At 73.6% G+C, this 23,088-nt stretch carries 26 protein-coding genes; 15 read left to right on the top strand and 11 right to left on the bottom strand.

Annotated features, from left to right (window positions below):
• Positions 1–153: 153 nt before the first annotated feature.
• A complete protein-coding gene (locus tag ACFY4B_RS10780; RefSeq protein WP_387967308.1) occupies positions 154–1,329 on the top strand; it encodes an MFS transporter in 1,176 nt (391 codons plus the stop codon).
• Between the two features lie 79 nt (positions 1,330–1,408).
• Here the strand turns inward: ACFY4B_RS10780 and ACFY4B_RS10775 are convergent, their stop codons facing one another.
• Together ACFY4B_RS10775 and ACFY4B_RS10770 are read right to left on the bottom strand one after the other, a co-directional pair.
• Positions 1,409–1,942: a hypothetical protein gene (locus tag ACFY4B_RS10775; RefSeq protein WP_380739280.1), complete on the bottom strand. Its 534-nt coding sequence runs from the start codon at positions 1,940–1,942 to the stop codon at positions 1,409–1,411.
• A 124-nt stretch (positions 1,943–2,066) separates the two neighbouring features.
• Complete coding sequence (locus ACFY4B_RS10770) at positions 2,067–2,531, bottom strand: DUF11 domain-containing protein (RefSeq protein ID WP_049652197.1); 465 nt, start codon at positions 2,529–2,531, stop codon at positions 2,067–2,069.
• A 238-nt stretch (positions 2,532–2,769) separates the two neighbouring features.
• Here ACFY4B_RS10770 and ACFY4B_RS10765 point away from each other — a divergent pair, with 238 nt between their 5' ends.
• From ACFY4B_RS10765 to ACFY4B_RS10745, 5 genes are all read left to right on the top strand, one after another.
• Positions 2,770–3,966: an acetoin utilization protein AcuC gene (locus tag ACFY4B_RS10765; protein WP_049652196.1), complete on the top strand. Its 1,197-nt coding sequence runs from the start codon at positions 2,770–2,772 to the stop codon at positions 3,964–3,966.
• Between the two features lie 225 nt (positions 3,967–4,191).
• The gene (locus ACFY4B_RS10760; protein ID WP_045699258.1) at positions 4,192–4,401 is read left to right on the top strand and encodes a helix-turn-helix domain-containing protein; all 210 of its coding nucleotides are present in this window, start codon (positions 4,192–4,194) and stop codon (positions 4,399–4,401) included.
• A 189-nt stretch (positions 4,402–4,590) separates the two neighbouring features.
• Positions 4,591–4,689, top strand: coding sequence for a 30S ribosomal protein bS22 (locus tag ACFY4B_RS10755; protein ID WP_003948845.1), 99 nt, complete (start codon positions 4,591–4,593; stop codon positions 4,687–4,689).
• Between the two features lie 225 nt (positions 4,690–4,914).
• Positions 4,915–6,036, top strand: coding sequence for an NAD-dependent epimerase/dehydratase family protein (locus tag ACFY4B_RS10750; protein WP_380777104.1), 1,122 nt, complete (start codon positions 4,915–4,917; stop codon positions 6,034–6,036).
• 7 nt (positions 6,037–6,043) lie between these two features.
• Complete coding sequence (locus ACFY4B_RS10745; RefSeq protein WP_375877604.1) at positions 6,044–7,051, top strand: lysophospholipid acyltransferase family protein; 1,008 nt, start codon at positions 6,044–6,046, stop codon at positions 7,049–7,051.
• A gap of 106 nt (positions 7,052–7,157) precedes the next feature.
• Here the strand turns inward: ACFY4B_RS10745 and ACFY4B_RS10740 are convergent, their stop codons facing one another.
• From ACFY4B_RS10740 to ACFY4B_RS10730, 3 genes are all read right to left on the bottom strand, one after another.
• Positions 7,158–8,453 (bottom strand): DUF5667 domain-containing protein, encoded by a 1,296-nt coding sequence (locus ACFY4B_RS10740; protein WP_074004022.1) that lies wholly within the window; start codon positions 8,451–8,453, stop codon positions 7,158–7,160.
• Positions 8,454–8,733: 280 nt separating this feature from the next.
• Positions 8,734–9,507, bottom strand: a complete 774-nt coding sequence (locus ACFY4B_RS10735; RefSeq protein ID WP_049660260.1) for an ECF subfamily RNA polymerase sigma factor, BldN family — start codon at positions 9,505–9,507, stop codon at positions 8,734–8,736.
• A 721-nt stretch (positions 9,508–10,228) separates the two neighbouring features.
• Positions 10,229–11,260, bottom strand: a complete 1,032-nt coding sequence (locus ACFY4B_RS10730; protein ID WP_387967188.1) for an HAD family hydrolase — start codon at positions 11,258–11,260, stop codon at positions 10,229–10,231.
• Positions 11,261–11,362: 102 nt separating this feature from the next.
• Here ACFY4B_RS10730 and ACFY4B_RS10725 point away from each other — a divergent pair, with 102 nt between their 5' ends.
• From ACFY4B_RS10725 to hemB, 7 genes are all read left to right on the top strand, one after another.
• A complete protein-coding gene (locus ACFY4B_RS10725) occupies positions 11,363–11,656 on the top strand; it encodes a glutaredoxin family protein (RefSeq protein ID WP_049650473.1) in 294 nt (97 codons plus the stop codon).
• A gap of 205 nt (positions 11,657–11,861) precedes the next feature.
• Positions 11,862–12,617, top strand: a complete 756-nt coding sequence (locus ACFY4B_RS10720) for an exonuclease domain-containing protein (RefSeq protein ID WP_387967186.1) — start codon at positions 11,862–11,864, stop codon at positions 12,615–12,617.
• 107 nt (positions 12,618–12,724) lie between these two features.
• Positions 12,725–13,621 (top strand): redox-sensing transcriptional repressor Rex, encoded by an 897-nt coding sequence (locus ACFY4B_RS10715; RefSeq protein ID WP_049650497.1) that lies wholly within the window; start codon positions 12,725–12,727, stop codon positions 13,619–13,621.
• Between the two features lie 25 nt (positions 13,622–13,646).
• Positions 13,647–14,987, top strand: coding sequence for a glutamyl-tRNA reductase (locus tag ACFY4B_RS10710; RefSeq protein ID WP_387967184.1), 1,341 nt, complete (start codon positions 13,647–13,649; stop codon positions 14,985–14,987).
• A 41-nt stretch (positions 14,988–15,028) separates the two neighbouring features.
• The gene (hemC, locus tag ACFY4B_RS10705; RefSeq protein ID WP_387967181.1) at positions 15,029–16,036 is read left to right on the top strand and encodes a hydroxymethylbilane synthase; all 1,008 of its coding nucleotides are present in this window, start codon (positions 15,029–15,031) and stop codon (positions 16,034–16,036) included.
• On the top strand, positions 16,033–17,685 hold the full coding sequence (locus ACFY4B_RS10700; protein ID WP_049650477.1) for a bifunctional uroporphyrinogen-III C-methyltransferase/uroporphyrinogen-III synthase: 1,653 nt from the start codon (positions 16,033–16,035) through the stop codon (positions 17,683–17,685). The genes hemC and ACFY4B_RS10700 overlap by 4 nt, the downstream gene beginning before the upstream one ends.
• A 74-nt stretch (positions 17,686–17,759) precedes the next feature.
• Entirely contained in the window at positions 17,760–18,740 is a 981-nt protein-coding gene (hemB, locus tag ACFY4B_RS10695; protein ID WP_074004018.1) for a porphobilinogen synthase, read from the top strand.
• An 87-nt stretch (positions 18,741–18,827) separates the two neighbouring features.
• On the opposite strand, the gene ACFY4B_RS10690 is transcribed toward hemB, so the two are convergent.
• The 3 genes from ACFY4B_RS10690 to ACFY4B_RS10680 form a co-directional block, all read right to left on the bottom strand.
• Positions 18,828–19,097 (bottom strand): hypothetical protein, encoded by a 270-nt coding sequence (locus tag ACFY4B_RS10690; RefSeq protein ID WP_380744907.1) that lies wholly within the window; start codon positions 19,095–19,097, stop codon positions 18,828–18,830.
• Between the two features lie 191 nt (positions 19,098–19,288).
• On the bottom strand, positions 19,289–19,633 hold the full coding sequence (locus tag ACFY4B_RS10685; RefSeq protein ID WP_074004017.1) for a rodlet layer protein: 345 nt from the start codon (positions 19,631–19,633) through the stop codon (positions 19,289–19,291).
• Between the two features lie 84 nt (positions 19,634–19,717).
• A complete protein-coding gene (locus ACFY4B_RS10680) occupies positions 19,718–20,062 on the bottom strand; it encodes a hypothetical protein (RefSeq protein ID WP_049650481.1) in 345 nt (114 codons plus the stop codon).
• 298 nt (positions 20,063–20,360) lie between these two features.
• Here ACFY4B_RS10680 and ACFY4B_RS10675 point away from each other — a divergent pair, with 298 nt between their 5' ends.
• The gene (locus tag ACFY4B_RS10675; RefSeq protein ID WP_049650482.1) at positions 20,361–21,026 is read left to right on the top strand and encodes a hypothetical protein; all 666 of its coding nucleotides are present in this window, start codon (positions 20,361–20,363) and stop codon (positions 21,024–21,026) included.
• Between the two features lie 92 nt (positions 21,027–21,118).
• Here ACFY4B_RS10675 and ACFY4B_RS10670 read toward each other — a convergent pair whose 3' ends face one another.
• The 3 genes from ACFY4B_RS10670 to ACFY4B_RS10660 all read right to left on the bottom strand — a co-directional run bounded on the left by ACFY4B_RS10670 (position 21,119) and on the right by ACFY4B_RS10660 (position 22,231).
• On the bottom strand, positions 21,119–21,496 hold the full coding sequence (locus ACFY4B_RS10670) for a hypothetical protein (RefSeq protein WP_147409124.1): 378 nt from the start codon (positions 21,494–21,496) through the stop codon (positions 21,119–21,121).
• Between the two features lie 112 nt (positions 21,497–21,608).
• Positions 21,609–21,878, bottom strand: coding sequence for a chaplin (locus ACFY4B_RS10665; RefSeq protein WP_117488309.1), 270 nt, complete (start codon positions 21,876–21,878; stop codon positions 21,609–21,611).
• 110 nt (positions 21,879–21,988) lie between these two features.
• Positions 21,989–22,231: a chaplin gene (locus tag ACFY4B_RS10660; protein ID WP_049650485.1), complete on the bottom strand. Its 243-nt coding sequence runs from the start codon at positions 22,229–22,231 to the stop codon at positions 21,989–21,991.
• Positions 22,232–22,802: 571 nt separating this feature from the next.
• On the opposite strand from ACFY4B_RS10660, the gene ACFY4B_RS10655 reads away from it, so the two are divergent.
• Positions 22,803–23,042 (top strand): chaplin, encoded by a 240-nt coding sequence (locus ACFY4B_RS10655; protein ID WP_049650486.1) that lies wholly within the window; start codon positions 22,803–22,805, stop codon positions 23,040–23,042.
• Positions 23,043–23,088: the final 46 nt, after the last annotated feature.

The raw sequence follows: 23,088 nt of genomic DNA, 5'->3' as shown, positions 1-23,088 counted from the left end.
ATCGCGGCGCACCCCCTACGCTCTCGCCAACATCGTCCTACCGGCCGGTAGCGCGGTTCGTGTGGAGTCCGCCTGGAGGTCCGCTTGAGTGCCGCCCCGCCCGTGGTCCCGCCCGTTCCGCCCGCCGCGTCGCCGTCCCCGGTGGCGCCCGGTCTGCGCACCGGGCGGGCCGCGCTCGCCGCCGCCTTCCTGCTCCAGGGCGTCACCTTCGCCCTGCTGGTCACCTGCATCCCGGAGATCCAGCACCGGTACGGGCTGAGCGACGGGCTGCTGCCGGTCTTCCTGGCCGCGGTGCCGGTGCTGGCCGGGGTCGGGTCGATCGCCTCCGAGCGGCTGGTGAAGCGCACCGGCGCGCGGGTCGTGCTGCGGGTGGTCCAGCCCGCCGTCTGCCTGAGCCTGGCGGCCGCCGGACTGGGCGGGGCACTGTGGCAACTCGCCCTGGCGCTGGGCGCGTTCGGGCTGCTGGTGGGTGCGCTGGACGCCAGTATGAACATGCTCGGGGTGGGGCTCCAGCACCGCTACGGCCGCTCGATCATGATCGGTTTCCACGCCGCGTTCAGCCTCGGCGGCATCCTCGGCGCGGCCCTCGCGGGCCTCGGCTCGCACTACGACCTCGGGCTGCCGCTGCTGTTCGGCACGGCCGCGGCGGTGATCGCCCCGCTCGCCCTGCTGGCCGGCGCCTTCTTCGCCGGTCCGGCCGAACTCGGCGACGCCGTCCGGGAGGCGGCCGAGGCCGCCGCCCGGTCCGTCCCCTGGCGTCCGCTGCTGCCGCTCTGCCTGGCGATGGCCTTCGCGTACATCGCGGACTCCTCGGTCTCCAACTACAGCGTCAAGTACCTCACCGACGGGCTGGGCAGCCGGGAGGACCTCGCCAAGCTCTCCTACCTGGGCTACATGGTCGCGATGCTGCTCGGCCGGGCTCTGGGCGACCGCGCGGTGCAGCGCTTCGGCGCCGTCCCGGTGGTCCGCGTCGGTGCCGCGCTGGCGGCGCTCGGCTTCGGCCTCGCCGCGGTCGCGCCCGCCGCCTGGGCGGGCATCGCCGGCTTCACCGTGCTGGGCTTCGGCATCTGCGCGATCATCCCGCAGGTGTTCGCGGCCGGCGGCCGGCTCTTCCCGGCCGACTCGGACGCCGCGGTGGCCCGGCTCAACCTCTTCAACTACGTGGGCTTCCTGGTCGGTTCGCCGCTGGTCGGGGCGATCGCGGACGCGAGCTCGTACCGCTGGGCGCTGCTCGCCCCGATGCTGCTGGTGCTCGCCGTCCTGCCGCTGGCCGACCGCTTCGCCCCGGCGCCGGCGCAGGCGCAGGCGGTGGCCCCCGCCGCCGGGTGACGGTCCCGGCCCCCGCCGCCGGGTGACGGTCCCGGCCCCCGCCGCCGGGTGACGGCGGGGGCGGTCGGCGGGGCGGGGGTCAGCTGATCACGGTCTGCAGGCCGGGCATGCCGTCGAGGAAGGGGCCGCTCCTGGTCTTGACGACCGGGTAGCCGTACTCGGCGTAGACGTACGGGGCCCAGTTCAGTGTGTACGACCCGGTCCAGGGCGGTGTGGAGGTGATCTTGACGGTGGCCGTGACGGTGCGGGTGGCGCCCGGCGCGATCGGCACCGTGGGATGGAAGTTGACGGAGTTGCCGCCGAACACGCAGTCCACCTGGTCCCCGCCGCAGCCGGTGAAGGTGAACGCGCCGGTCAGCTGGTTGGAGGGGAAGCTCGGCCCGATCCACTCGTACGCGAAGGTGATGGGGGCGGATTCGGTGTTGGTGAGGGAGAGGGTCAGGGTCAGTTCATCGCCCGGTGCCGCCGTCTTCTTGTCGACGGAGGCCGAGACGCCGGTGATCACGCCGTCGTCGCGGGTGGTGGCGGAGGCCGGCTGGGCGGCGAAGATCAGGCCAAGTCCCAGTACCGTGGCGAGAATTACCCCGACGCGTTGCACGCTGAATGGCTTCATGGCGGATGAGAATAGGGAGTTGTGAAGGCCGCGTCTGCGGCTCCTTCACGCCATCTTCAACCGTTGCCGGAAAGCCCTTGCCCCCGCCGTCGGGTGACGGCGGGGGCGTTCGACGGGACGGGGGTCAGCTGATCACGGTCTGGAGCGAGGGCACCCCGAAGGTCCAGGTCTGGTCCTTGGCGGTACCGGTGGTGCCCACCTGGCCGAACTCGTAGTAGACGTACGGCGCCCAGTTCAGCGTGTACGGGGCGGTGCCCCACGCCGGGGTGTCGGTGATCTTGACGGTGAGCGTGACGCTCTTCGTCGCGCCGGGTGCGATCGGCGCGTTGAAGTGGAAGTTGGCGCTGTTCCCGGTGAACGCGCAGTCGGAGGTGTCACCGGTGCAGCCGGTGATGGTGAACGCTCCGGCCTGCGTGTTGGCCGGCCAGGTCGGCTGGACGGCCTCGTAGGCGAAGTAGATGGGACTGTTCTCACTGTTGGTGAGCGACAGCGTCAGGGTCAGCTGGTCTCCCGCCTTCGCCGTCGACTTGTCGACCGCGAAGGTGGTGCCGCTGACCGCGGCGGAGGCCGGCTGGGCGGCAAAGAACACGCCAAAACCCAGTATTGCAGCGAGAATTACCCCAAGGCGTTGCACGCTGAATGGCTTCATGGCGGAGAGGATATGGAGTCGCAAAGCTTTTGTCTGCACCGCCTCAACACCCGCCTCCACAGTCGCCCCACAACTTCCGTAGTTTCATCGCGCACCTGCCGCCCGGCCGTCCCCACGAGCGCCGCCCCGGCGCGCCCTGACGGCGGCCCGGCCACCGCCACCCGCTACGGTGGAGGCCATGCCCGAAGCCGAGCGTGACACCCCCTGCGGCCTGCACCTCTTCTGGGACGAGGCCGTCACCGCCTACGACTTCGGCCCCGGCCACCCGATGGACCCGACCCGGCTGGCCCTCACCATGCGCCTGGTCGAGGCCCTCGGACTGGACACCGGTCCCGGGGTGACCGTCCGCTCCGCGCCGCCCGCCGGCGACTCCACCCTCCGGCTGGTGCACACCCGGGAGTACGTCGAGGCGGTCCGGAACGCCGCCGCCCACCCCGACCGCTCCGACCCGCTGCACGGACTCGGCACCGACGACAACTGGTCCTTCCCGGCGATCCACTCGGCCTCCGCGCTGATCGCCGGCCAGTCGGTGGCCGCCGCCGAGGCGGTCTGGCGCGGCGAGACCCCGCACGCCGTCAACTTCGCCGGCGGACTGCACCACGCGATGCCCGGCAAGGCCTCCGGCTTCTGCGTCTACAACGACCCGGCGCTGGCCATCGCCCGGCTGCTCGAACTCGGCGCCGAGCGGGTCGCCTACGTCGACGTGGACGTCCACCACGGCGACGGCGTCCAGGCGGCCTTCTGGAACGACCCCCGGGTGCTCACCGTCTCGCTGCACGAGCACCCCGCCACGCTCTTCCCGCAGAGCGGCTGGTCGATCGAGACCGGCGGCGAGGACGCCCCCGGCTCCGCCGCCAACCTGCCGCTGCCCGCGGGCACCGGCGACGCGGGCTGGCTGCGCGCCTTCCACGCCCTGGTGCCCGAACTGCTCGACGCCTTCCGGCCGCAGGTCCTGGTCACCCAGCACGGCGCCGACACCCACCTGGAGGACCCGCTCGCCCACCTCGCCGTCACCGTGGACGCCCAGCGGCTGATCGCCGAGGCGCTGCACGACCTCGCCCACCAGCACGCCGGCGGCCGCTGGGTGGCCACCGGCGGGGGCGGCTACGCGGTGGTGGACGTCGTCCCGCGCACCTGGACCCACCTGGTCGCCACCGCCGCCGCCCGGCCCGTCGACCCGGCCACCGAGACCCCCGAGTCCTGGCGCGCCGAGGTCTACCGCCGCACCCGCCGCCCGGCCCCGCTGCGGATGACCGACGGCGCCCGCCCGGCCTGGCGCGACTTCGACTCGGGTTACGATCCGGCCGACCGACTCGATCAGGCCATCCTCGCCACCCGCCGCGCGGTGTTCCCCCACCACGGACTGCTGGCCTGAACCCGCCGTCCCGGAAGTGCCCAGCCCGGGAGGTGCGTACGCCGGGCGGTGCCATCCGCAGAGCGGCGACGTACTGCAACCGTCCTATCTCCCACCGTACGAGGACTGCACTTCCCCTCTTCCCACTGGTACCACCCATAACTACTCTGGGGATACACGTGTGCCGGTGGAGTCACCGGAGGGGAAGCCGGTGCCTTGCACACGGGTAAGGGTCGGGTGATGGTCATGAGTTCCGTCGAGCGCCCCCTTCAGGAAGTCGTCTTCCTGACCGTGGCGGAGGTCGCCGCGGTCATGCGGGTGTCCAAGATGACGGTGTACCGGCTGGTGCACAGCGGAGAGCTGCCGGCCATCCGGGTCGGACGGTCCTTCCGGGTGCCCCAGCAGGCGGTGCACGAGTACCTCAAGGAGTCCTACGTGCGGCTCGAGAGCGCGTAGCGGCGGCGCGCGGGTGCGGGTCCACGACCGTTGGACCCGCCCCCGTTCGCCGTGGATTTCCCGCGAGTTTCCCGGTCCCGGGGAACACGATTACGGCCTTCGCACCATCGACGGTAGGCTAGGCCCTCACGTCAGTCGTATGGACTCCGTCTCTCACGGACGAGAGTCTCAGTGAGCGAGGGTTGTTCCGTGGGCTCTGTCATCAAGAAGCGTCGCAAGCGTATGGCCAAGAAGAAGCACCGCAAGCTTCTGAAGAGGACCAGGGTCCAGCGTCGCAACAAGAAGTAACGCCTGAGCCTGCGCTTCGGCCCCGCCTTCGCGGGGGTCACCCGCGCACTCGCGTACAGCGGCGCAGGAAGAACTCGTTGGCCCCGCCCTTGCGGGGTTCAGGCGTTCCACCGCCCGTCCAGGCCCGTCGTGGCCTGGGCGGGCGGTGTCGTTTCACGGCCCCGTGGGGCGGCGCGGTACGGTGCACGCAGGCCGCTCGGGCCGAGGGAACGGGGGTGCAGCACCGTGGGCGTGGTCGTGCTCGTCACCGGCGTGGCGCGCCGGCTCGGTGCCCGCTTCGCCGCCGAGGTCCGCCGCCGGCCGGGCGTCGACCTGGTGGTCGGCGTGGACGTGCAGCCGCCCCGGCTGCCGCCCGAGGAGCCGTCCGGCCCGGCCGCCCCGTACCGCTTCCACCAGCTCGACCTGCGCCGTCCGGCGCTCTCCCGGGTGCTCGCCGAGCACCGGGTGGACACCGTGGTGCACCTCAGCGTCAGCGCCACCGGCCTGGGCTCCACCAACCGCTCCGCGGTGAAGGAGTCCAACGTGATCGGCACCATGCAGCTGCTCGGCGCCTGCCAGAAGGCCCCCGGGGTGCGCCGGCTGGTGGTGAAGTCCACCACCGGCGTCTACGGCTCCGCGCCCCGCGACCCGGCGGTGTTCAGCGAGCGGATGCAGCCCAAGGACCCGCCCGGCGGCGGCTTCGCCAAGGACGCGGCGGAGGTCGAGGGCTACGTCCGCGGCTTCGCCCGGCGCCGCCCGGACGTCGCGGTGACGGTGCTGCGCTTCGCCAACATCGTCGGCCCGAACGCGGACACCCCGCTCAGCGAGTACTTCGCGCTGCCCGTGCTGCCGACCGTGCTCGGCTACGACCCGCGGCTGCAGTTCGTGCACGAGGACGACGCCGTCGCGGTGCTCTGCCGGGCCGCCGACGAGCCCGAGCCGGGCACCGTCAACACCGGGACCTTCAACGTGGCGGGGGAGGGCGTCCTGCTGCTCTCCCAGTGCGCCCGCCGGCTCGGCCGGCCCACCCTGCCGCTGCTGCTGCCCGCGGTCAGCTGGATGGCCGTGCTGGCCCGGCAGACCCGGCTGGTGGACGTCTCGCCCGAGCAGCTGCGGCTGCTCACCCACGGCCGGGTGGTGGACACCGCGCGGCTGCGCGACACCTTCGGCTACCGTCCGGCGTTCAGTACTCCGGAGGCCTTCGCCGACTTCGCCGCCGCCGGGCGGCCGGGCCTGCTGCCGCCCGAGCGGCTGGCCGCCGTCACCGACCGGCTGACCGCCCTGCTCGGCCCGGAAGCCGCCGGGCCCGCCGGGCCGGGCGCCGGTCCGGACGCCGTACCGAACCGCCCCCGCCGACCGAGGAGCTGAACCCGCGATGAGTGCCGCAGCCGAGAACGCGCCGGGCGAGGCCAAGGTCATCCCGATCGAGACGGCCCCCAGCTGGACGTCGCCCGAGGGGCCGAATCCGGCCGACCGGCTCGCCGAGGCCGTCGGCGGGGCGCTGGCCGGCCCGCTCGGCCCGGTCGCCACCCGGCTGTTCGGCAAGGGCTGGGAGGGCCGCGCCGCCGAGCGGCTGGCCTTCCTGCGCCGCCGGGTGACCGGCGACTACGAGGTGGACGAGTTCGGCTTCGACCGGGAGCTCACCGAGGAGGTGCTGCTCTCGCTGCTGCGCCCGCTGGCCGAGAAGTACTTCCGGATCGACGTCCAGGGCGCGGAGCACATCCCGGCCGAGGGCGGGGCGCTGATCGTCGCCAACCACTCCGGGACGATCCCGCTCGACGCCCTGATGACCCAGGTGGCCGTCCACGACCACCACCCCGCCCGGCGGCACCTGCGGATGCTCGCCGCGGACCTGGTCTTCGTGCTGCCCGGCGTCAACGAGCTGGCCCGCAAGGCCGGCCACACCCTGGCCTGCAACGAGGACGCCCAGGCCCTGCTGGAGCGCGGCGAACTGGTCGGGGTCTGGCCGGAGGGCTTCAAGGGCATCGGCAAGCCGTTCTCCGAGCGCTACAAGCTCCAGCGGTTCGGCCGCGGCGGCTTCGTCTCCTCGGCGCTGCGGGCGCGGGTGCCGATCGTGCCCTGCTCGATCGTCGGGGCGGAGGAGACCTACCCGATGATCGGCAACGTGAAGACGCTGGCCCGGCTGCTGGGCCTGCCGTACGTACCGATCACCCCGACCTTCCCGTGGCTGGGCCCGCTCGGGGCGCTGCCGCTGCCGACCAAGTGGACGATCCGCTTCGGCGAGCCGATCGCCACCGACACCTACCCGGCGGAGGCGGCGGACGACCCGATGCTGGTCTTCGACCTGGCCGACGAGGTGCGCGAGACCATCCAGCACACCCTCTACGAGCTGCTGGTGCAGCGGCGTTCGGTGTTCTTCTAGGAGAACCCGAGGGATCCCGGGGGTTCCCGGGGGTTCCCGGGGGTTCCCTGGGGACGGCGAGGGCCCGGCGGATATCGCACTCCGCCGGGCCCCCACCGCCCTGCTGTCAGCCGCCCAGGATGCGCAGCCCGGGCAGCAGGTCCGGAAGCAGCGGGGGAACCTCGACGCCCTGCGGCTGGGCCGCGTTCGGGGCGCTGGGCGAGGCCTGCTGCGGTCCCTGCGCCGGGGCCGCGTCGGCGCTCGGCGAGGGCTTGGTGCCGGTGAGCCCGCTGGTGAGACCGCCGACCAGGCCGTTGACGGCGTCCGGGGCGCTGCTGGGCAGGGTGTCCGGCAGGACGCCGCCCTTGCCGCCGTTGCCGGAGGCACCGGCGCCGGGGTAGGCCGGGGCGTGCTCGGTGGCGCCGGGGCGGTTGCCGGCGGCGCCGGAGCCCGGGGCCTGGTCGGTGCCGGCCGAGGTGCCGGAGCCGGCCGCCGGGGAGCCGGCCGGGGAACCACCGGTCGAGTGGGACGAACCGTCGCCCGCTCCGTCGCCGGCCGCGCCACCGCTCTGAGCGGGGGGCAGGACCAGGCGCAGGGGCGCGACGTCCTCGCTTATGTCGTCGAAGAGCCGGTTCACCAGGTCGGCCTGCTGGGTGAGCTGGACGGGCAGCCGGCCCTGCAGCTCGCTCCACCGGCCGTCCTCGTCGTGGGCGAAGCCGGCCAGGGCCCGCATCGGGTCGAGCGAGCCGTTGCTGCGGTAGACCGAGCGCAGCAGCTCGCGGCCCTTGAGGGCGTCGGCGTGCATGTCGTCCAGGGCGCGGCGGACCTGTTCGACGGTGGCCGGGCTGAGCGCGCCGGCCTGGTCGGTGCGGCCGACCAGGGTCTTGGCCTCGCCGAGCCGGGTGGCCGCGTTGTCGAGCAGCATCTCGCCGCGTTCGGAGTCGGAGCCCGCGAAGTCGAGCCGGAGACCTTCCAAGCCGCGTTTGAGGCCGTACAGGCTGTCCCCGGGGAGGGCGTTGGAGCTGGCCGCGGCGACGCCGGCCAGGCTGCCGACGGCGAGCCCGGCGACCAGCCCGCCGATCGCGAACCGGCGGCTCCAGCGGCCGCGCGGCGCCGTCCGGATCGCCCGGTGGCGGCGCTGGCGGGGCACCGGGGTGCCCGTCCCGCCGGCGAAGGCCTGCTCGAACGCGGCCATCAGCTGGGCGCGTTGGACCGTATGGACCTCCCGGTCCAGCACCGGCCCGGGCAGTGCCCCCAGTGCGTCGGCCAGTCCGACCAGCCCGGCCATCGCGGCCGAACCCGCGCCGGTGGCAGCGGTGTTGTCCGATTCGGCGTTGGCCGCAGCGCGTTGCTCCGCCTGGTGGGCCTCCAGCGCCTCGGCGAAGGCCTTCGCCCGCCGGTGCTCAAGCACGTTTGCCGTCACGGGCCACACCTCCCTTCGTCGTTGTCGACAGCCCGGCCCGCCGGACGGTTGCCCCGGCTGGCCAAAGCCACTCCATCGGGTGATAGGCCGCAATTCGACTTGACCGTACGCCTGGTGGGGGCTTGCACGTTGGCCAACGAGCGGTGCGGGCGGTCGGTTACGCACGGCAGATCATCGGACCTACCGTTCACCCTGACGTGTCGGCCGGGCGCGAACGATGACGGCCGGCCGGACCGTACGGTGCCGGACCGCACGGAGCCGGTGCCGTCCTCGGCGCGGTTCATCGCGCGTCGGGCGGGAGCAGCCGGGCCAGGGTGCGGACGGCGCGGTACTGGAGGGTCTTGATGGCGCCCTCGTTCTTGCCCATGATCCGGGCCGTCTCGGCCACCGACAGCCCCTGCAGGAAGCGCAGGGTGACGCACTCCTGCTGCTGCGGGTTGAGCCGGCGCACCGCGTCCAGCAGGGCGGCGTTGGAGAGCGACTCCAGCACCGACTCCTCGGGGCTGCGCTCGCACTCGTTGGAGTCGAGCATCTCGCCGGTGGTGACCTCCAGCCGGAAGCGGCTGGACTTGAAGTGGTCGGCGACCAGGTTGCGGGCGATGGTGACCAGCCAGGCGCCGAAGTCCCGGCCCTGCCAGGTGAAGGTGCCGATCCGGCGCAGGGCGCGCAGGAAGGTCTCGCTGGTGAGGTCCTCGGCGGTGGCCCGGCTGCCGACCCGGTAGTAGATGTAGCGGTAGACGGTGTCCGCGTAGTGGTCGTAGAGCCGGCCGAAGGCCTCGCTCTCGCCGGCCTGGGCCCGTTCGACCAGCTCCATGACCGGGTTGTGCTCGGTCTCGTAGCCGGGGCTGGGCGCGGTCCGGGCGCGGCCCCGGCCGGCGCTGCCGGTGCGGCCGCGCGAGCCGGTGCCGGTCGAGCCGGCGGCGGTGGTGCGCAGTGCCAGGCCGGGCGGCTGCGGCTGCGGCTGGACGAACGGTCCGCCGGCGAGCGCGAGTTGGGGCGTGGCGGCGAACTGGCTGCGGAGCAGGGTGCGCAACAGGGTCAGGCCCGTGGAGATCTGCCGCTCGGCGGTCGGCCGGTCGCGGAGGCCGGTGCGGGGACGCAGGGGCGCGGACGACGGGCGGGAGGGTGCAGGCGCGTCGTTCCGGACGGGTGGGTACACGGGACTCCCAGAGGCAGAACTGTGGACGGATCACCTCCGCCTGCGCGGAGAGCACTCCCCGAAGCGTCCGTTCGAGCGGGGCGCGTGGTGACGTGCATCCAGGAGAGAATAACGCTTTGTGCAATGACAGCTACACCGTGTGGTCGAAGTGGTCGTTTGGGATCCATTTGTTGCGCATGTTCGGCTGACATTGACCGGAGCTGTCATCGTTCATCCGGCTTAACGTGATCGAACGGGCGCTCAGGGTGACCAATTTGGCGGCCTGGGGGGCGGTTTCCCAGCCTTGGGGCTCGGCAACCCCTGACTTTCCCGGCCTGGCGAACGATCAGAACCGGTCACCGGGCGACAGGTTCGAGCAGGTGACGCGGACTGCCCTGTGACGGCGGGGAGTTCGCCCGTAAGAGGGGCCAGGTCAGAGGCCTTGTTGACGACCGCTCACCCGCCGGGGCGAGCCCCGACCGGGCGGCCTCCGAACGGCCCCGGAGAGCCCCGGAGCGCCTCGGAGAGTCTCCGGAAAGCTTCCGGAAAGCCTCCGGCGGCCCGGACGGCCGTCCGGCGCGAGGCTCGGGGCCGGGGTTCCGGGCCGGGGTTCCGGGCCGGGGTTCGGGCGGGTGGTTCAGGCCCGGTGGCGGCGCCGGTTCAGCGCCACCCCGGCCGCCGCCGCGCCGGCCAGCACCCCGAGCGCGGCCGCCGCCGGCAGCCCCACCCGGGCCGCCTTGCGCCCGGTCCGGAAGTCCCGCACCCGCCAGCCCTGGGCCCGGGCGTGGCGCCGCAGCGCGCCGTCCGGGTTCACCACGTACGGGTGGCCGACCAGCGAGAGCATCGGGATGTCGTTGGCCGAGTCGCTGTAGGCGGCGCAGCGGTCGAGGTCGAGGCGCTCGCGCCGGGCCAGGGCCCGGACGGCGGCGGCCTTGGCCGGGCCGTGCAGCAGGTCGCCGACCAGTCGGCCGGTGTAGCGGCCGTCCCTGGCCTCGGCGACGGTGCCCAGCGCGCCGGTCATGCCGAGCCGTCGGGCGATGATCCGGGCCACCTCCAGCGGGGCGGCGGTGACCAGCCAGACCCGCTGGCCGGCGTCCAGGTGCATCTGGACCAGGGCGCGGGTGCCCGGCCAGATCTTGTCCGCCACGACCTCCTCGAAGATCTCCTCGCAGATCGCCTCCAGGTCGGCGGTGGGCTTGCCGGCCACGATGCCGAGGGCGGACTGCTTGGCGTCCGAGATGTGGTCCGGGTCCTCGGTGCCGTGCAGCCGGAACCAGGCCTGCTGCCAGGCGAAGCGGGCGATGTCGCGGCGGGTGAGGAAGCCGCGGCGGTAGAGGCCGACGCCGAGGTAGAAGATCGCGGCGCCGCGCAGGATGGTGTTGTCGCAGTCGAAGAAGGCGGCGGCGCGGGGGTCGTCCGGGTCCGGGGTGTGGTTCTCGGCGGGGGCCTTGGGGGTCCGTCCGGGCTTGGCCGCGGCCGGTGCGTCCGGCCCGGCGGCGTCCTCGGGGCCGGTGGTGCCCCCTGGTCCGGCGGTGTCCCGGGGCCCGGCGTCGGGTGCCGGCTCGGCCCGCAGCGCGGCCTCGGCCGCCTCGGCCGCGGCTTCGCCGGCCAGGGCGCTCCGCTCGCTGCTGGAACGCCTTGCCTGGGTGAGCCTTCTGAGCACGGCCATGTCATCGAGGATAGCCAGCCGGGCGCCCGGCGGCCGTGACGCAGCCGTGCCCGCGGGGTGAACAGCTCCACCGGGCGCGGGCCCCGGGGGCGGGTGGGCGCCATGGCGGAGAATGGGGTGGTGAGCCCACTGCTGCGACGTAAGAGCCCCGAGCCCGCGGGCCGGACCGTGACCCTGGTCGGCAAGCCCGGCTGCCACCTGTGCGACGAGGCCCGCGAGGTGATCCTCCGGGTGACGGGCGAGTTGGGCGCGTCCTTCGAGGAGCGGGACATCACCCGGGACGAGGAGCTGTACCGCCGTTACTGGGAGCAGATTCCGGTCACCCTGATCGACGGTCGCCAGCACGACTTCTGGCGGGTCGACGAGCGCCGGCTGCGCACCGCCCTCGGCGGCTGAGTGTGCGGCCGGGCGCGGCCGGGCGGCGGCTGAGCGGGGTCTGACCGCGCGTTCGTCCGCGCACCGGCCCCCCGCCGATCGGCGGGGGCGGTTCGCCGAATCGTTGCCAAAGACACTCCGTTCCGGCTTGGGACGGGGCGGGTTGGTCGGCTTACGATCGAACGCGTTTGCGCCCGTGGGGGGCTGAGCACACGAGGAGTGCGCCATGCTTCCCGGTCCTGTCCCTGGGGCCCCCGGAGCCCCGGAGTTCCGGACGGCCCCCCGGGGCTTCGCCGTGGTGGACGTGGAGGCGACCGGCCGCAGCCCGTGGCGGCACCGGGTGGTCGAGGTCGCGGTGGTGCTGCTCGACGAGCGGCTCCGCGCCGAGGGGGAGTTCGCCACCCTGCTGGACCCGCTGGGCCCGGTCGGCCCGACCCATGTGCACCGGATACGCCAGTGCGACGTCGAGGGCGCCCCGCGCTTCCGCGAGATCGCCCCGTGGCTGCTGGAGCTGCTGGCCGGCCGGGTGCTGGTCGGTCACCACGTCAGCTGCGACCACGCGTTCCTGGATCGTGAGTTCGCCCGGATCGGGGTGCCGCTGCCGCCCGTCCCGCTGCTGTGCACGATGCGGTTGGCCCGCGCCCACCTGCCGGAGGCCCGGAGCCACGGCCTGGCGGCCTGTGTGGAGGCGGCGGACCTCGGCTGGTACCCGGCGCACACCGCGCTGGGCGACGCCCGGGTGACCGCCGAGCTGCTGCGGTACTGCCTGGACGCCCCGTCCTGTCCGTCGGACGACTGGGCCGGCCCGCTGCGGGAGGCCGCCCGGCTGCCCTGGCCCCGGCTCGGCCGGGCCCGTTCCCGCCCGTCCGGTGCCGCCGTCCCGCTGCTGCGCCGGGAGGCGTCGTACGGCCCGTGGCTGCCCGATTCCCAGGCCCCGGAGGTCGTGCTGACCCAGGCCGGTGCTATGCGTTCGATGGCGTGATGCGCATCACTGTGCGGGGACAAAACGGACACCATCTTTGTGCACACGTTCACAAACACATAGCCTGGCTGCCTAAGCCCAGCTTCACCCACAGGAGCACCGTGGCAATCGGCCGATCACCACAGAGCAGTTCGCAGACGCCCGACCAGGGCGCCGCGCGCCGACCCTCGCGTGCCCGGGGCATCCCGGAGGCGACGGTCGCCCGCCTGCCCCTCTATCTGCGGGCCCTCACCGCGCTCTCCGAGCGCTCGGTGCCGACCGTCTCCTCCGAGGAGCTGGCCGCCGCCGCCGGCGTGAACTCGGCCAAGCTGCGCAAGGACTTCTCCTACCTCGGCTCCTACGGCACCCGCGGCGTCGGCTACGACGTCGAGTACCTCGTCTACCAGATCTCCCGCGAGCTCGGCCTGACCCAGGACTGGCCGGTCGTCATCGTCGGCATCGGGAACCTCGGCCACGCGCTCGCCAACTACGGCGGGTTCGCCTCCCGCGGCTTCCGGGTGGCCGCCCTGTTGGACGCCGATCCCCACGTGGTCGGTTCCACCGCGGCCGGACTGCCGGTGCGGCACATGGACGAGCTGGAGTCGATCGTCGAGAGCCAGCACGTCTCCATCGGCGTGATCACCACCCCGCCCGGCGCCGCCCAGCAGGTGTGCGACCGGCTGGTGGAGGCCGGCGTCACCAGCATCCTGAACTTCGCCCCGACCGTGCTGTCCGTCCCGGACGGCGTGGACGTGCGCAAGGTGGACCTCTCCATCGAGCTCCAGATCCTGGCCTTCCACGAGCAGCGCAAGGCCGGCGAGGAGCCGGACGACCGCGCCGAGTCGGTGCTGGACCGCGCCCCCGGTCCGGTCCGGGCGGCCGCCGCCAAGCTGCGCCGCGCGGCCGGCGGCAGCGGCAAGGGCCGGGGCGCCGCCGAGCCGGCGGCCAAGGACCAGGCCGAGCAGGCCAAGGGAAAGTCCGCCAAGGGCGGCGACGGGGATCTCTCCGCGGTGATGCCCGCATGAACACCGAGAGCTGTGGGGGGCGGGCATGAGCCTTCTCGTCGTAGGGCTGAGCCATCGCACGGCCCCGGTCGGGGTACTGGAGCGCGCCGCGCTGACCGGTGAGGTGCCGACCCGGCTGCTGCACGACGCGGCCGCCACCGCGACGGTCGGCGAGGCCGCGCTGCTGAACACCTGCAACCGGATCGAGCTGTACGCGGACGTGGACAAGTTCCACGCCGGCGTCGCCGAGCTGTCGCTGCTGCTGGCCCACCACAGCGGGGTGGACCTGGAGGAGCTGACCTCCCACCTGTACGTCCACTACGAGGACCGCGCCGTCCACCACCTCTTCTCGGTGGCCTGCGGCCTGGACTCGATGGTCGTCGGCGAGGGCCAGATCCTCGGCCAGCTGCGCGACGCGCTGGCCAAGGCCCAGGAGGAGCACACCGCCGGGCGCGGCCTGAACGAGCTGTTCCAGCAGGCGCTGCGGGTCGGCAAGCGGGCGCACAGCGAGACCGGCATCGACAAGGCCGGCCAGTCGCTGGTCACCTTCGGCCTGGAGCAGGTCGCGGCGGGCGCGGGCGAGATCGCCGGCAAGCGCGCGCTGGTGGTCGGGGCCGGCTCGATGAGCTCGCTGGCCGCCGCCACCCTGGTCCGCTCCGGCGTGACCGACCTGCTGATCGCCAACCGGACCCCGGCCCGGGCCGAGCGGCTGGTCGAGATCCTCGGCCCGGACGTGGCCCGGGTGCTGGACCTCGCCAAGGTGCCGGAGGCGCTCGCCGACGTGGACCTGGTGATCTCCTGCACCGGCGCGGCCGGTGTGGTGGTCCGGGCCGAGGACGTGGCCGCCGCCGTCGCCTCCCGCAGGTCCCCCGAGCCGCTCGCCCTGCTGGACCTGGCCATGCCGCGCGACGTCGACCACGCCGTGCACGAGCTGCCCGGCGCTCTGCTGGTCGACCTGGAGAGCCTCTCCCACGCGCACGCCGCCAGCCCCGGCGCCGGCGACGTCGACGAGGTCTCCCGGATCGTCTCCGACGAGGTGACGGCCTTCGGCGCCGCCCAGCGGGCCGCCCGGATCGCGCCGACCGTGGTCGCGCTGCGCTCGATGGCCTCCGACGTGGTCGCCGCCGAGCTCGGCCGGCTGGACTCCCGGCTGCCCGACCTGGACGAGCGCTCGCGCGCCGAGATCACCCAGACCGTCCGCCGCGTCGTCGACAAGCTGCTGCACGCCCCGACCGTCCGGGTGAAGCAGCTGGCCGCCGAGCCCGGCGGCGCCTCCTACGCGGAGGCGCTGCGGGAACTGTTCGACCTCGACCCGGCTGCCGTGCACGCCGTGTCGGGCACGCCCGTCGGCGGCGCGCCCCAGCCCTCGGCCGGGGGCACCAGATGAACCGTCAGCCATCCCACGAGTACCACCGGGACGATCACCTCATGAATGGTCAACCGATCACGGAGCAGCCCTCGGCCACCGCGGCCCTGCGGCTCGGCACCCGGCGCAGCGCCCTCGCCATGGCGCAGTCGGGCATGGTGGCCCGCGAGGTGACCAGGGTCACCGGGCGCCTCGTCGAGCTGGTCGAGATCACCACGTACGGCGACACCTCCCGGGAGTCGCTGGCCCAGATCGGCGGCACCGGCGTGTTCGTCTCCGCGCTGCGCGACGCGCTGCTGGAGGGCCGGATCGACTTCGCCGTGCACTCGCTCAAGGACCTGCCCACCGCCGCCCCCGAGGGCCTGGCGCTGGCCGCCGTCCCCGAGCGCGAGGACGTCCGGGACGCCCTGGTCGCCGCCGAGGGCCTGGCCCTGGAGGAGCTGGTCGAGAAGCTCGCCGGCGCCGGCCGCCCGGCCCGGATCGGCACCGGTTCGCCGCGCCGGATGGCGCAGCTGAACGCCTGGGCCAGGGCCCGCGGCGCCCAGCTGGAGACCGTCGCGATCCGCGGCAACGTGGACACCCGGATCGGCTTCGTGACCAGCGGCGAGCTGGACGCGGTGGTGCTGGCGACGGCCGGCCTGAACCGGCTCGGCCGCAGCGCCGAGATATCCCAGCACCTCGACACCGAGGTGATGATCCCGGCCCCCGGCCAGGGTGCGCTCGCGATCGAGTGCACCACCGCCGACGAGGAGCTGACCGCCGCGCTCGCCGCGCTGGACCACGCCCCCACCCGGGTCGCCGTGGCCGCCGAGCGCGCCCTGCTGGCCACCCTGGAGGCCGGCTGCTCGGCGCCGGTGGCCGCGCTGGCCACCTGGGGCCGGGAGAACGAGCTGCGGCTGGACGGCGTGGTCGGCGACCCCGACGGAACCGCCCTGCTGAAGATGTCCGCCAACGGTCCGATCGTCCTCGACGAGACCGCCGAGCAGCGGGCGGCGGCCCTCGGCCGCACGCTGGCTGACCGGCTGCTCGCCGCGGGCGCGGCCGCCCTGATGGGGGAGCGAGCCCGATGAGCCCCACCACCGCCGCCACCGACGCCCTGTTCCCGGCGGGACAGCCCGCCACCGGACGGTGCACCTTCCTGGGCGCGGGCCCCGGGGACCCGGGGCTGCTGACCCTGCGCGCGGTCGAGGTGCTGTCCACCGCCGACGTGCTGGTCGCCGACCCGCTGACCGCCGCCGCCGTGCGCAGCCACTGCCCGGCCGGCGTGCAGGTGCACGCCCCCGCCGCCGAGGGCGCCGACTTCGACCTGGCCAAGGTGGTCGCCGAGGCCGTCCGCTCCGGCAAGCACGTGGTGCGCACCGTCGACGGCGACCCCGGCCTGGACGGCTGCGCCGCCGAGGAGATGCTCAGCTGCGCGGGCGACGGGATCCCGTTCGAGGTGATCCCGGGCGTCGCCCAGTCGGTCGGCGTCCCGGCGTACGCGGGTGTCCCGCTGCGCGCCGGTTCCGGCACCGACGTGCGCTTCGTGGACGGCGCCGCGCTGCTGGCCGGCAGCCCGGTCGACCTGGGCGCGCCGGAGACCACCCTGGTGGTCCGCACCACCCTGGGCCAGCTGCCCGCCACCGCCGCCGCGCTGGTCGCGGGCGGCCGCAAGCCGGAGTCGGCGCTGAGCGCCACGCTCTCCGGCACCACCACCCGCCAGCGGACCTTCACCTCTTCCCTGTCCGGGATCGCGGCGGACCTGAAGGCCGCCCGGGTGCTGCCCTCGCCGGTCTCCGCCCCGGTCGACCCGGCCACCTCGGTGATAGCCGTGGTGGGCGAGCAGGTGGCCCACCGGGCCTCGCACTCGTGGTTCGAGACCAAGCCGCTGTTCGGCTGGAACGTCCTCGTGCCGCGCACCAAGGAGCAGGCCACCGGCCTGTCCGAGCAGCTGCGCTCGTACGGCGCGGTGCCGCAGGAGGTGCCGACCATCGCGGTCGAGCCGCCGCGCACCCCGCAGCAGATGGAGCGGGCCATCAAGGGCCTGGTCACCGGCCGCTACGAGTGGATCGCCTTCACCTCGGTGAACGCGGTGCGCGCCGTCCGGGAGAAGTTCGAGGAGTACGGCCTGGACGCCCGCGCGTTCGCCGGGATCAAGGTCGCGGCGGTCGGCGAGACCACCGCGCAGGCCCTGGTGGACTTCGGCGTGAAGCCGGACCTGGTGCCCTCCGGCGAGCAGTCCGCGGCCGGGCTGCTGGAGGACTGGCCGCCGTACGACCCGGTCTTCGACCCGATCGACCGGGTGCTGCTGCCGCGCGCCGACATCGCCACCGAGACCCTGGTGGCCGGCCTGGTCGAGCTGGGCTGGGAGGTCGACGACGTGACGGCGTACCGGACGGTGCGCGCCTCGCCGCCGCCGGCCGAGACCCGCGAGGCGATCAAGGGCGGCGGCTTCGACGCGGTGCTGTTCACCTCGTCCTCGACCGTCCGGAACCTGGTCGGCATCGCGGGCAAGCCGCACAACGTCACGGTCATCGCCTGCATCGGCCCGGCGACCGCCAAGACCGCCGAGGAGCACGGCCTGCGGGTCGACGTGATGGCCCCGGCGCCGTCGGCGGCCGCGCTGGCCCAGGCGCTGGCGGACTTCGGTGCCAAGCGCCGGGACACCGCGACGGCCGCCGGTGAGCCGGTCTACCGGCCCAGCGAGCGCCGCCCCGGCTCGCGTCGCAAGGCCCGCTGAGGATTCTTAACTATGCTGCCGGGGGCGGCCGTTCGTCGCCCCCGGCACTGCACAACCGTTCGGAGAGAGAAGCCGTGTCCGCTGAATTCCCGTACGTTCGCCCCCGCCGGCTGCGCCAGAGCCCGGCGATGCGCCGGCTGGTGGCCGAGACCCGGCTGCACCCGGCGGAGCTGATCCTGCCGCTGTTCGTCCGCGAGGGCGTCAGCGAGCCCGTCCCGGTGACGTCGATGCCGGGCGTGGTCCAGCACACCCGGGACACCCTGCGCAAGGCCGCGGTGGAGGCGGCCGAGGCGGGCCTGGGCGGCCTCATGCTGTTCGGCGTCCCGGAGGTGCAGGACGCCGTCGGCAGCGAGGGCACCAACCCGGACGGCATCCTCCAGCAGGCGATCCGGGACGTGGTCTCCGAGGTCGGCGACTCCCTGGTGGTCATGTCGGACCTCTGCCTGGACGAGTACACCGACCACGGCCACTGCGGCGTGCTGGCCGCCGACGGCAGCGTCGACAACGACGCCACCCTGGAGCGCTACGCCGAGATGGCCCGGGTGCAGGCCGACGCCGGCGTCCACCTGGTCGGCCCGTCCGGCATGATGGACGGCCAGATCGCCGTGGTCCGGCGGGCGCTGGACGAGGCCGGGCACCAGGACGTGGGCATCCTCGCCTACACCGCCAAGTACGCCTCGGCCTTCTACGGCCCGTTCCGCGAGGCCGTCGGCTCCTCGCTCAAGGGCGACCGCAAGTCGTACCAGCAGGACCCGGCCAACGCCCGCGAGGCGCTGCGCGAGCTGGAGCAGGACCTCGCCGAGGGCGCCGACATGGTGATGGTCAAGCCGGCCATGGCCTACCTGGACATCCTGCGCCAGGTCGCCGACGCCTCCCCGGTGCCGGTCTCCGCGTACCAGGTGTCCGGCGAGTACGCGATGGTCGAGGCGGCCGCCGCGAACGGCTGGATCGACCGGGAGCGGATGATCATGGAGACGCTCACCTCGATCCGCCGCGCGGGCGCCGAGCAGATCCTCACCTACTGGGCCCTCGAAGCCGCCGCGATGCTCAAGTAGCGGACCCCGTACGGCGGAAGGCCGGGCCGCTCCCGTGGGGGAGCGGCCCGGCCTTCCCGGTTCCCGCTAGGCCGTGTCCGGCAGGCCTCAGAAGCCCACGTCGCCGGCGTGCCCGAAGCCCGCGCCGCCGCCGACCAGGTCGGTCGAGGTGGCGGCGCCGCCACCGAAGCCGCCGGCGGCGGTGTCCCCGGCGTGGGCGAGGCCGAAGCCCCCGCCGGCCAGGAACGGCTGGTCGGCGGAGGCGACGAGCTCGCCGCCGCCGACGACGCCCACGTGGGCGAAGGCCGGGGTGGCGGCACCGGCGAGCGCCAGTGCGGCGGCGGCGGTCAGGGCGGCCTTGGCCAGCTTGCTCTTCATGGAACTGCCCTCTCTCTGGGAGCGCCCCCGCGGGCGCTCTGACACGTGTTCACATCCGGCGGTCCGGACCGGCCCGCCGCTCACCCGGCCGGACCGCGCTGCGGCGGTCGGCCGGACACTTCGTCCGCACAGCCCGGAGGGCCCGGGGAGGTGTTCCTCCCCGGGCCCTCCGACCGTGCCGTGCCCCGTGATCAGCCGATCAGGTGCGAGACACCCGCGTCGCCCGTGGACTGGGTGTTCTGGCCGACGTTGCAGATCTGCTTCGGCTGGTTGTTCAGGACCGGGACCTCGACCGGAACCGCGATGCCGATGACGGCGACCGCGATGTTGTGGACCTCCGGCAGGCAGATGTTCGGGTTGTCCAGAACGTGGCTGTTCGGGCTGCCGTTGCCGGCGGTGCCGGTGTGGTTGGTGCCGCCGTTGCCCTGGACGGAGGTGGCGGCGCCGTCCGAGTCGACGATGGCGGAGGCCGAGCCGGCGGACATCGCGAGGGCGGCGGCGGCCAGGCCGGCAGCGGCGAGGGACTTCTTGATCATTTCTGGTTTTCCTCTCGGGGTGAATCGGGGGGCGATTCGAAGGTGGAACAGCGGGTGGTGCAGGGAGATCAGGGCGGCGACCGATCAGCCGATCAGGTGGGACACGCCGCCGTCGCCCTGGCTCTGGGTGCCCTGGCCGACGGTGCAGTACTGCCGACCGCCGTTGTTGGCGATCGGGACCTCGACCGGGACTGCCACACCGAGCACGCCGACGGCGATGTTGTGGATCTCCGGCAGGCAGATGTTCGGGTTGTCCAGGAAGTGGAAGTTCGGGCTGTTGTTCCCGACCGTGCCCGTGAAGTTGGTGCCGCCGTTGCCCTCGATCGAGGCGGCGGCGCCGTCCGCGTCACCGATGGCCGAGGCCGGGCCGGCGGCACCGGCCAGCGCGGCGACGGCCAGGCCGGCGGCGGCGAAGGACTTCTGGATCATGGGAGATCCCTCTCTGAAATGCTCTTTGGATTCCTTGCGTACGGCGCTGAGAACGCTCAGACCCGGTCGGCAGTCACTGACGTTCAGATCAAAGAATGACGGCACGGAAGGTTACGGGGATTCTGGAAAAGAGTCCCGGAGGCGCGACGGTCAACGGAATCCGGTCGGATTATTAAGCCGAACCGGTTAACGGCCGCAATCCGAGCTCCCGGTCACTCGTTGAGCAGAACGCTTTCCGGCTGCGCCCCCGCAGCCGCTCCCAGTGATCCCCAGTACGGACAGCAGAACGGTGAAAAGCATGAAGTTCTCCAAGCGGGCCGGCGTGATGCTGCTGGCGGTCGGTGCCGGTGTGCTCGCCTCCCAGGGGGCGGCCTCTGCCGCCGCCCCGATCGGCCCCGACCAGGTGGGCGCCCTGGAGGACTCGCTGGCCACCCAGCAGGTCCCCGCGGACATCCCGCTCGCCCCACTGGGCAGCCGCCTCACGGCCGGCATCCCGACCTCGCTGCTCATGCCGCCGGCGCCCGGCCGGACCACCAGCTCCGACGGGGCGCTGCTCCCGGAGCAGATCGTCCCCCAGCTGACCACCGGCAAGGTGGGCCCGAGTGCCAAGGCCGAGCTGCCGCTCCCGCTGGTCGACCAGGGCGCCGACCTCGGCAAGGTGCTGCTGGACGCCCCGGCCGCGCCGCTGCACGCCAAGACCCCCGGGCTCACCCTCGGGCAGCCGCTCTCGCTCGCCCGGGACGGCGCCGGCCAGCTCGCCGACGGCCGGCTGAAGGTGGACGAGATCGACCCGCGGCTGGTCTCCGGCGCGGTGCAGGTGATCCCCGGGGCCAAGGCCAGCCTCGGCGGCGACGACAGCCGGCTCTCGCTCACCGACACGGCGGGCGCCCTGGCCGGCACCACCACCACGACCGCCACCACCGTGGTGGGGCAGACCGGCCTGACCGACCTGACCCAGCTCTGACCCGGCTCTGACCCGGGATCCCATCCGGTACGAGAGCCCGGCACCCCGGCCGCGCGGCGGGATGCCGGGCTCTCGCGCGCCCGGTGGGGCGCTCAGCCCGGCAGGACGCCGGTCAGCCCGCCGACCAGCGGGAGGTCCTTGACGCCGCCGCCGGCGCTCAGCGGGCCGGTGAGCGTCCCGGTGCCGATCGCGGGCAGGCCCTGGTCCGGCTGGAGGGCCGCGCCGTTGTTGAGGAAGTCGGCCGAGGAGTTCGCCCACGGGTCCAGCCGCAGGCTCTTGATCGGCGCGACGCCGTAGCCGAGGCCGGTGGTCGTCCCGCCCAGCGCCTGGCCGAGGTCGGTCTTGGTCAGCTTGGCCGGGCCGGCCGGGGCCTCGCCCGGGGCGGTGGCGGCCTGCGCCGAACCGGCGCCGAGCAGCACCGCGGCACCCACGGCGGCGGCCAGGCCGGCCGCGCTCTTCTTCGAAACCATCGTGATCACCCTTCGGTGGATCGGAGGTACCGGACGGTTGTCCGGAGACGCCGAACTGCCCCCCGGCCGACTGGTCGGGGGGCAGGACGGCCGGTACGCGTGCCGATCGGGATCAGCAGTCGTCCGCGGGCTGCGGGACGGCCTCGACGTTGGCGCAGGCGTTGCCGAAGGCCGGGTTCAGCAGGCCGACGACGTTGATGCTGTTGCCGCACAGGTTGATCGGCACGTGCACCGGGATCTGGATCTGGTTGCCCGAGACGACACCGGGGGAGTTGGCGGCCACGCCCTCGGCGCCGGCGCTGGCGGCGGCGGAGCCCGCCGCGCCCAGCACCAGGCCGGCTGCGGCGGCGGAGAGGACGGCGGCCTTCTTCATGTTCTGCATGGGGGGTTGATCTCCTCGATCACACACGGGTGGAGCGTGCCGCGCCCCGGCGCTGCGGGGCGCGGCACGGGCTCGGTGAATCAGCTGTCGCCGACGTGGCGACCGCGGGTTCAGCCGACGTTGGCGCACTGGTTGCCGAAGGCCGGGTTCAGCAGGCCGATGATGTCGATGCTGTTGCCGCACAGGTTGATCGGGATGTGGATCGGGATCTGGATCTGGTTGCCGGAGAGCACACCGGGGGAACCGGCGGCGACGCCCTCGGCACCGGAGCTGGCGACCGCACCGCCGGCGGCGCCGAGCACCAGGCCGCTGGCGGCCAGCGACAGGACGGCGGCCTTCTTGAAGTTGCGCATGTCATTCCTCCGATTTCTGCCCGACGGAAGGGAAATGTCGGGAGTCGGGCGAGCACGAATACTCACCCGAAGGCTGTAGGGATTTCCGTGATTGTCACTCGGGCGGCGCACACCGGCGTGTTCCGCCCATGGCTCGGGCGTGGCCGCGGCCGCCGTGTCGCGATGCCCCGCGAAGCGATTCCCGCACGGCCGGGAAAGGCTTCGGACAAAGGCGCGACGGTTGGAATTCCGGTCAGGCGTTCCGGCACGGATTGCCGGACGCCGGGTAGGGGAGGCCCGCCGCGCCGACCGAGCCGCCGGTGGCCGCGATGCCGACGACGGCGTGGGCGTGCTTGCGCATGGGCGGTACTCGATTCGTGCGTAGGGGCCGGTGGAGACCGGGTTCCATCAGGGAGAACGAGGCACCGCGGGCGGGGAAACGGTCGGACCCTCCGATCACCCGAATGCCCGGTCCGCGGCACCGTTGCGCCGGATGGGTGACAGTGCGGGGAGCGTCGCAACCGGTCCGGTGGGGTCTCGTTCTAGATGTCGCACTCCCCGTGCATATCTGTCGAACAGTCAGGAGGCTCGTATGAGCATCAAGAAGACCGCCGCTGTCGGCGCGGCCGTGGTGGGCATCGTTGCCACCGGCGCCGGTACCGCGATGGCCAGCTCCGGCGCCCAGGGCGTTGCCGCCGGTTCCCCCGGTGTCATCTCGGGCAACCAGATCCAGGTCCCGGTGCACGTTCCGGTCAACGTCTGCGGCAACACCATCGACATCATCGGCCTGCTGAACCCGGCCTTCGGCAACAAGTGCGCCAACGTGGGCTGAGCCCGCACCCGGTTCGGCCGGTGCGAGCCGCCGTTCCGCGCTTCCC

The organism is Kitasatospora sp. NPDC001261, assembly GCF_042896795.1.
Lineage (GTDB): Bacteria > Actinomycetota > Actinomycetes > Streptomycetales > Streptomycetaceae > Kitasatospora.
This window is presented reverse-complemented; position numbering and strand designations above follow the sequence as displayed.

Excerpts from the sequence above, each read along its gene's own strand:
- ACFY4B_RS10775 (WP_380739280.1), bottom strand. The coding sequence starts at position 1,942 with ATGAAGCCATTCAGCGTGCAACGCGTCGGGGTAATTCTCGCCACGGTA.
- ACFY4B_RS10765 (WP_049652196.1), top strand. The coding sequence starts at position 2,770 with ATGCCCGAAGCCGAGCGTGACACCCCCTGCGGCCTGCACCTCTTCTGG.
- ACFY4B_RS10760 (WP_045699258.1), top strand. The coding sequence starts at position 4,192 with ATGAGTTCCGTCGAGCGCCCCCTTCAGGAAGTCGTCTTCCTGACCGTG.
- ACFY4B_RS10745 (WP_375877604.1), top strand. The coding sequence starts at position 6,044 with ATGAGTGCCGCAGCCGAGAACGCGCCGGGCGAGGCCAAGGTCATCCCG.
- ACFY4B_RS10730 (WP_387967188.1), bottom strand. The coding sequence starts at position 11,260 with ATGGCCGTGCTCAGAAGGCTCACCCAGGCAAGGCGTTCCAGCAGCGAG.
- ACFY4B_RS10725 (WP_049650473.1), top strand. The coding sequence starts at position 11,363 with ATGGCGGAGAATGGGGTGGTGAGCCCACTGCTGCGACGTAAGAGCCCC.
- ACFY4B_RS10720 (WP_387967186.1), top strand. The coding sequence starts at position 11,862 with ATGCTTCCCGGTCCTGTCCCTGGGGCCCCCGGAGCCCCGGAGTTCCGG.
- ACFY4B_RS10710 (WP_387967184.1), top strand. The coding sequence starts at position 13,647 with ATGAGCCTTCTCGTCGTAGGGCTGAGCCATCGCACGGCCCCGGTCGGG.
- hemC (WP_387967181.1), top strand. The coding sequence starts at position 15,029 with ATGAATGGTCAACCGATCACGGAGCAGCCCTCGGCCACCGCGGCCCTG.
- ACFY4B_RS10700 (WP_049650477.1), top strand. The coding sequence starts at position 16,033 with ATGAGCCCCACCACCGCCGCCACCGACGCCCTGTTCCCGGCGGGACAG.
- ACFY4B_RS10690 (WP_380744907.1), bottom strand. The coding sequence starts at position 19,097 with ATGAAGAGCAAGCTGGCCAAGGCCGCCCTGACCGCCGCCGCCGCACTG.
- ACFY4B_RS10685 (WP_074004017.1), bottom strand. The coding sequence starts at position 19,633 with ATGATCAAGAAGTCCCTCGCCGCTGCCGGCCTGGCCGCCGCCGCCCTC.
- ACFY4B_RS10680 (WP_049650481.1), bottom strand. The coding sequence starts at position 20,062 with ATGATCCAGAAGTCCTTCGCCGCCGCCGGCCTGGCCGTCGCCGCGCTG.
- ACFY4B_RS10675 (WP_049650482.1), top strand. The coding sequence starts at position 20,361 with ATGAAGTTCTCCAAGCGGGCCGGCGTGATGCTGCTGGCGGTCGGTGCC.
- ACFY4B_RS10670 (WP_147409124.1), bottom strand. The coding sequence starts at position 21,496 with ATGGTTTCGAAGAAGAGCGCGGCCGGCCTGGCCGCCGCCGTGGGTGCC.
- ACFY4B_RS10665 (WP_117488309.1), bottom strand. The coding sequence starts at position 21,878 with ATGCAGAACATGAAGAAGGCCGCCGTCCTCTCCGCCGCCGCAGCCGGC.
- ACFY4B_RS10660 (WP_049650485.1), bottom strand. The coding sequence starts at position 22,231 with ATGCGCAACTTCAAGAAGGCCGCCGTCCTGTCGCTGGCCGCCAGCGGC.
- ACFY4B_RS10655 (WP_049650486.1), top strand. The coding sequence starts at position 22,803 with ATGAGCATCAAGAAGACCGCCGCTGTCGGCGCGGCCGTGGTGGGCATC.